The following is a 5,939-nucleotide window of genomic DNA, read 5'->3' as shown; positions in this document are numbered from 1 at the left end:
CAGACGGGAAGACTCTTCCTCGGTGAGCTTGAACACCGGGATGCCCGTGGAGTTCGCCAGCACTTCCGCGATCAGGTCTTCGTCCACTTCCGAGACGTCGTCCATGCCGCCGGACTTCCAGTTGCGTTCCTTCTCGGCGCGCTCCGCGATGAGCTTCTGCTCCTTGTCGCGCAGGGAGGCGGCACCTTCGAAGTCCTGGGCGTCGATGGCCGATTCCTTCTCGAGCTTCACCTCGGCGATGCGCTCGTCCATGGCCTTGAGCTCCGGCGGAGCGGTCATGCGGCGGATGCGCAGCCGGGCACCGGCTTCGTCGATCAGGTCGATCGCCTTGTCCGGCAGGAACCGGTCCGAGATGTAGCGCTCGGCGAGCTGGGCGGCCGAGGCGAGGGCGCCGTCGGTGATCGTCACGCGGTGGTGCGCCTCGTAGCGGTCGCGCAGGCCCTTGAGGATTTCGATTGCGTGCGCAACCGAGGGTTCCTTGACCTGGATCGGCTGGAAGCGGCGCTCCAGCGCGGCGTCCTTTTCGATGTGCTTGCGGTATTCGTCAAGTGTCGTGGCACCGATGGTCTGGAGTTCACCGCGGGCCAGCATCGGCTTGAGGATGGAGGCGGCGTCGATGGCACCTTCGGCAGCGCCTGCGCCGACGAGTGTGTGGATTTCGTCGATGAACAGGATGATGTCGCCGCGGGTGCGGATTTCCTTGAGGACCTTCTTCAGTCGCTCTTCGAAGTCACCACGGTAGCGGGAGCCGGCCACCAGGGAGCCAAGGTCCAGGGTGTAGAGCTGCTTGTCCTTGATGGTCTCCGGGACATCGCCGCGGACGATCGCCTGGGCGAGGCCCTCGACGACGGCGGTCTTGCCCACGCCGGGCTCACCGATCAGCACTGGGTTGTTCTTGGTGCGGCGGGAGAGGACCTGCATGACGCGTTCCATCTCCTGCTCGCGGCCGATCACGGGATCGAGCTTGTTTTCGCGGGCAGCCTGGGTCAGGTTACGGCCGAACTGGTCGAGCACCACCGAACCGGCCGGGGTGCCTTCCTGCTGGCCGGGGCCTGCGCCGGTACCGGCCGCTTCCTTGCCCTGGTAGCCGGAAAGCAGCTGGATGACCTGCTGGCGGACGCGGTTCAGGTCCGCGCCGAGCTTGACCAGCACCTGGGCTGCCACGCCTTCGCCTTCGCGGATCAGGCCGAGGAGGATGTGCTCGGTGCCGATGTAGTTGTGGCCGAGCTGCAGGGCTTCGCGCAGCGACAGCTCCAGCACCTTCTTGGCACGGGGGGTGAAGGGGATGTGGCCGGAGGGCGCCTGCTGGCCCTGGCCGATGATCTCCTGGACCTGCTCCCGGACACCGTCGAGCGAAATGCTCAGGGACTCAAGCGCCTTGGCAGCAACGCCTTCACCCTCGTGGATCAGACCCAAGAGGATGTGCTCGGTACCGATGTAGTTGTGGTTGAGCATGCGTGCCTCTTCCTGGGCAAGCACAACAACGCGACGGGCACGGTCCGTAAATCTCTCAAACATTTCGCCACACTCCTAGCTACGACGTACTTTGATGCTACGTGGCGCGGCAAGGATTTTGGGGCGTGTTCGCCACAGGGGAAACAGGCAGGGCGCAGGGAATACTTTCCCTGCGCCCTGCGCTGCACATCGGATCGAATCCCGGCCCCGCCGTGGCGGCACGTCCCTGCCGGGAGCGCCCGCCTGCCGGCAGCGCCGCCGCATTTCGAATTCCCCCATGGTTTTCGAGGCGTCGGATAAACCGGCAATTCATCCTGTTTTGAAACCCGGGGAAGCCGGATTCCTGTGGATTCCCTAGGAATTTGCCTTCTGGTAGGCTTCCTGAATTTCGGCCTGGATGCGTCCACGGCTGTTTACCGTGTATCCGTTATCGCGGGCCCATTGACGGATCTGTGCCGAATCCTGGTTCCTGCCTGCGGAAGCCCGGCTGCGGACAGCGCGTCCGGTGGAAGTTTTACGGGCTTTCGCGACAAAAGGCTCCAAGGCATCGCGCAGCTTTGACGCGTTTACCGTGGACAGATCCATCTCGTAGCTGACTCCGTCCAGGGCAAACCGGACGGTTTCGTCGGCTTCGCCCTCGTCCAGGTCGTCAACCAGGATGATTTTGACTTTCTGTGCCATTGAAAAGACTCTCTTCGCGGGATGGGGGATGCAGATTTATGTCCTGCTAATTACAGATTAGCGTGCCGCGAGCCCTAAGGCGTCAAAGACATAAACAATTTTCTGCGGGCCCCCGCCCGGAAAGCGGCTATTTAGCCGGAGCCGTCCCGCCGTCGGTCGATGCGGAATTTCCGGCACCCGCTTCCCGCTGGGCGCGGGCTTCGGCCTGCCGTTCCGCTTTGTCCGCGTTGAAGATGGACTTCATGGCAAACCAGAAAAGCAGGCCCACCACAACGGAGGGGGCGAGGACGGCAATGTATTCCATGGTCAGTGGCCTTCGGGCTTGAGAAGGGGGAACAGGATGGTTTCGCGGATGCCTGCACCGGTGAACAGCATCACCAGGCGGTCGATGCCGAGACCGATGCCGCCCATGGGCGGTGCGCCGTATTCGAGGGCGCGCAGGAAGTCTTCGTCGAGTTGCATGGCCTCGTCGTCGCCCTCTGCAGCAAGACGCGACTGTTCGGTGAGCCGTTCGCGCTGGATGACGGGGTCGATCAGCTCGGAGAACGCCGTACCGCGCTCCATGCCTCCAATGATCAAGTCCCATGCCTCAATAAGGCGCCCATTCTCACGGTGCGGGCGGGCGAGCGGCTGCGCCGACGGCGGGTAGTCGTAAACAAAAGTCGGGTTCAGCAGGGTCGGTTCGACGATCTCGCCGAACAGCTCCACCACCGCCTTCTCCTGCGTCCACAATGCGTCAGTCTTTACGCCGTGCGCGTCACCGATCTCAAGGAGCCGCTCAAGCGGCGTGTCCGGGGTAATCTCCTCACCGACCGCCTCGGAAAGGCCAGGGTATACGCCCAACCAGGCCCATTCGCCGTCGAGGTTGATCTCGCCGGCTTCAGTCTGGATGGTGCGGGTGCCCACGACGTCGGCCACGTTCAGGACGATTTCCTTCATGCGTTCGGCCATGACGAACTGGTCTGCCCAGGCTTCGTAGCATTCCAGCGTGGTGAATTCCGGACTGTGGGTGGAGTCGACGCCTTCGTTGCGGAACACGCGACCCATGTCGTAGACACGGTCGATGCCGCCCACCACGGCACGCTTGAGGAAGAGCTCCGTGGCGATGCGCAGGGTCATCTTCTGGTCGAAGGCGTTCATGTGGGTTTCGAACGGGCGGGCCGTGGCGCCGCCGTGGACCAGCTGCAGGATCGGGGTTTCGACCTCGACGTAGCCATGCCGGTCCAGGGTGTCGCGGACGGAACGGGTAATCGCGGCACGGGTGTAGACCATCTCGCGGGCTTCGTCGCGGACGATGAGGTCCACGTAGCGCTGGCGGACGCGGGTTTCTTCGTTGAGTTCGGCGTGCAGCACGGGCAGCGGGCGCAGGGCCTTGGAGGCCATGGACCAGGAATCGGCCATGACGGAGAGTTCACCGCGGCGGGAGGAGATGACTTCGCCCTTGATGAAGACGTGGTCGCCCAGGTCCACCAGGGCCTTCCAGTCGGCCAGGCCTTCCTCGCCGATATTGGCCAGGCTCAGCATCGCCTGGAGCCGGACACCCTTGCCGTCCACGCCGCCTTCCTGGAGTGTGGCGAAGCAGAGCTTGCCGGTGTTGCGGACAAAAACCACGCGTCCGGTGATCCCCACAGTGTCCCCGGTGGTTTCGTCGGCTTCGAGGTGCCCGTACTTTTCGCGGACCTCCGCGAGCGAATGGGTCCGCTCAACACCCACCGGGTAGGCTTCGCCGCCGCGCTCGATCAGCTTGTTCCGCTTCTCCATGCGGATGCGCATCTGTTCGCTTGCGTCTGCGGGCTCTGTGGAGGGGGTGTTTTCTGAAGTCACAAGGCTTAATTCTAGCGGAGCCGGGGACCCCGGTCCGCGGGCCGCCCGGCGAGGCGGCGGCCGCCGCCTAGACTGTCCCCGATGGAGGAACGCACCCTGGAGACGGCCGACGGCGGATGGCTGGCGCTCTATAGCTACGGCACCGCCGGGGCGCCTCCGCAGCGGCGGGTCCTGGTGGTGGGCGGGGCCTTCGTGACCGCCCTGATCTACCGCCCGTTCGCGATGGCGCTGGCCGCCGGCCTGGGCGAGGCATGGGCTGTGGACGTCTACGACCGGCGCGGCCGCGGACAGTCCAGCGAGCAGCCTCCGGGGTACTCGATGGCCACCGAGATCGCCGACGTGCGCACCGTGCTGCGCGCCACCGGGGGCCGGCACATTTTCGGCCACAGCCTCGGAGGATCCGTGGTCCTCAACGCCGCAGGGGAGTTCGCCGGCACGGAGCTCGAGGCCGCGAAGCTTGCCGTGTACGACGCCGCCGTCAACATCGAAGGCAGCATCGACACCTCGTGGCTGTCCGGCTTCGAGGAAGCTCTCAACGCCGGGCGCCCGGACGTGGCGATGGCCCGCGCAAAGAAGGGCCTGGCCCCGGGCAGCGCCCTCGCCCGCGTCCCGGAACCGGTGCTGGCAGCGCTCATGGCCGTCGTCTCCAGGACCGGCGTCAACCGGCTGTTCCGCGAACTCATGCCCACCGCCGTCGGCGAACTGAAGGCCGCCATCGAGGAACCGCTCAGCGCCGCCGACTTCGCAGGCCTGCCGGCCGGGACCTGCTTCATGGTGGGCGCGAAGAGCCCCGACTACTACAAGGTCACGGCAGCGCGCCTGCACGCGGCAGTTCCCGGCAGCGAGCTCAAACTCTCGCCGAAAGGCGTGCATGCTTCCGTGCCGGCCGCCGTCAGGGAACTGGTCACGGACATCGCCGCCTACTTCAAGGCGTAGGCACGCTCCACCGGACGCGTTGCATACTGTCGGCGTTCAGGTAGCTCCGTTAGGCTCGAACCATGACGAGCGAGAAGATCACCACCCCTGACGGCGCGACCCTCGAGGTCTTCACCACGGGCGGCGAAGCAGGCTCCAAAGGCAACGGCGTCGTCGTCGTGCCGGCTTCGATGGTGACCGCCGCCGACTACACGAAATTCGCGCAGAAGCTCAGCGCGGCCCTCGGCCGGCCCGTGCACACGTTCAACCGCCGCGGCCGGGGCGGTTCCTCGCCGCAGCCGCAGGACTACACCCTCGACGTCGACATCCGCGACCTCGCGGCCGTCATGAAGCACACGGGCAGCACGGACGTCTTCGGGCACAGCTTCGGTGGCGCCGTTGCACTGCACGCGGCACGGACGCTGCCCGTGGAGCGGCTGGCCGTGTACGACCCCGCCGTTTCCGTCAACCACAGCGTCAAGGCCGGCTGGACGGCCGAATACGAACGCGCGACGGCGGCGGGAGACTTCGACCGCGGGCTCGCCGTCCTGGTGAAGGGCGTGGAGACCGAAGGCGCCTTCTCGCGGATGCCGCTGTCCATGCTTACGCTCGCCAACAAGCTGACTGCCGGGACACCGATGGGCAAACAGATGCGGGAATTGATGCAGGCCGGGGTCCGCGAGATCAAGGCCGTCATCGCCGCGGACATGCCGGCCGAGCCTTTCCTCGAGCTTCCCCTTGAAACCCTGATTGTGGTTGGCGAAAAGAGCCCCGCCTACTTCGGAGTGGCCTGCGGCCAGATCCACGACGTCCTGTCCGGATCCAGCTACACGATCCTTCCCGGCTTCGGCCATGACGGCGCCAACCGGGCACCGGACAAGCTGATCTCGGAACTGGCGGACTTCTTCGCCGGTTAAGCGGCTCTTAAGCAGGTGCGCCCCGGGTCTGTGGTCCGGGGCGTTCGTGTGTGCGGGTGCGTGTTCGGTTAAATGCGAAGGGGCCCTGACCGTCGTGGTCAGGGCCCCTGTCGTTAATGGTTGTCCGGCGGTGTCCTACTCTCCCAC

At 65.4% G+C, this 5,939-nt stretch carries 6 protein-coding genes; 2 read left to right on the top strand and 4 right to left on the bottom strand.

All coding sequences use genetic code 11. The annotated features are described in order from the left end of the window. The 4 genes from D3654_RS01645 to lysS all read right to left on the bottom strand — a co-directional run. The coding region (locus D3654_RS01645; RefSeq protein ID WP_120519800.1) for a Clp protease N-terminal domain-containing protein at positions 1-1,518 on the bottom strand (1,518 nt) is incomplete at its 3' end. A gap of 291 nt (positions 1,519-1,809) precedes the next feature. Beyond that, on the bottom strand, positions 1,810-2,136 hold the full coding sequence (locus D3654_RS01640; protein WP_120519798.1) for a histone-like nucleoid-structuring protein Lsr2: 327 nt from the start codon (positions 2,134-2,136) through the stop codon (positions 1,810-1,812). A gap of 127 nt (positions 2,137-2,263) precedes the next feature. Then, positions 2,264-2,440 carry a hypothetical protein gene (locus D3654_RS20345; protein ID WP_162943586.1) on the bottom strand — a complete coding sequence of 59 codons (177 nt, stop codon included), beginning with the start codon at positions 2,438-2,440 and terminating at the stop codon, positions 2,264-2,266. A 2-nt stretch (positions 2,441-2,442) separates the two neighbouring features. Then, positions 2,443-3,960 carry a lysine--tRNA ligase gene (gene lysS, locus D3654_RS01635; protein ID WP_205571702.1) on the bottom strand — a complete coding sequence of 506 codons (1,518 nt, stop codon included), beginning with the start codon at positions 3,958-3,960 and terminating at the stop codon, positions 2,443-2,445. A gap of 81 nt (positions 3,961-4,041) precedes the next feature. Here lysS and D3654_RS01630 point away from each other — a divergent pair, with 81 nt between their 5' ends. After that, positions 4,042-4,896, top strand: a complete 855-nt coding sequence (locus D3654_RS01630; RefSeq protein WP_120519797.1) for an alpha/beta fold hydrolase — start codon at positions 4,042-4,044, stop codon at positions 4,894-4,896. Positions 4,897-4,958: 62 nt separating this feature from the next. Beyond that, a complete protein-coding gene (locus D3654_RS01625; protein WP_120519796.1) occupies positions 4,959-5,792 on the top strand; it encodes an alpha/beta fold hydrolase in 834 nt (277 codons plus the stop codon). Positions 5,793-5,939 lie beyond the last annotated feature (147 nt).

Origin of the sequence: Arthrobacter celericrescens (genome assembly GCF_003614925.1) — a bacterium.
Lineage (GTDB): Bacteria > Actinomycetota > Actinomycetes > Actinomycetales > Micrococcaceae > Arthrobacter > Arthrobacter celericrescens.
Note: the sequence above shows the minus strand (reverse complement) of the source record. Positions and strands in the feature narration are given on the sequence as shown.

Excerpts from the sequence above, each read along its gene's own strand:
- D3654_RS20345 (WP_162943586.1), bottom strand. The coding sequence starts at position 2,440 with ATGGAATACATTGCCGTCCTCGCCCCCTCCGTTGTGGTGGGCCTGCTT.
- D3654_RS01640 (WP_120519798.1), bottom strand. The coding sequence starts at position 2,136 with ATGGCACAGAAAGTCAAAATCATCCTGGTTGACGACCTGGACGAGGGC.
- D3654_RS01625 (WP_120519796.1), top strand. The coding sequence starts at position 4,959 with ATGACGAGCGAGAAGATCACCACCCCTGACGGCGCGACCCTCGAGGTC.
- D3654_RS01630 (WP_120519797.1), top strand. The coding sequence starts at position 4,042 with ATGGAGGAACGCACCCTGGAGACGGCCGACGGCGGATGGCTGGCGCTC.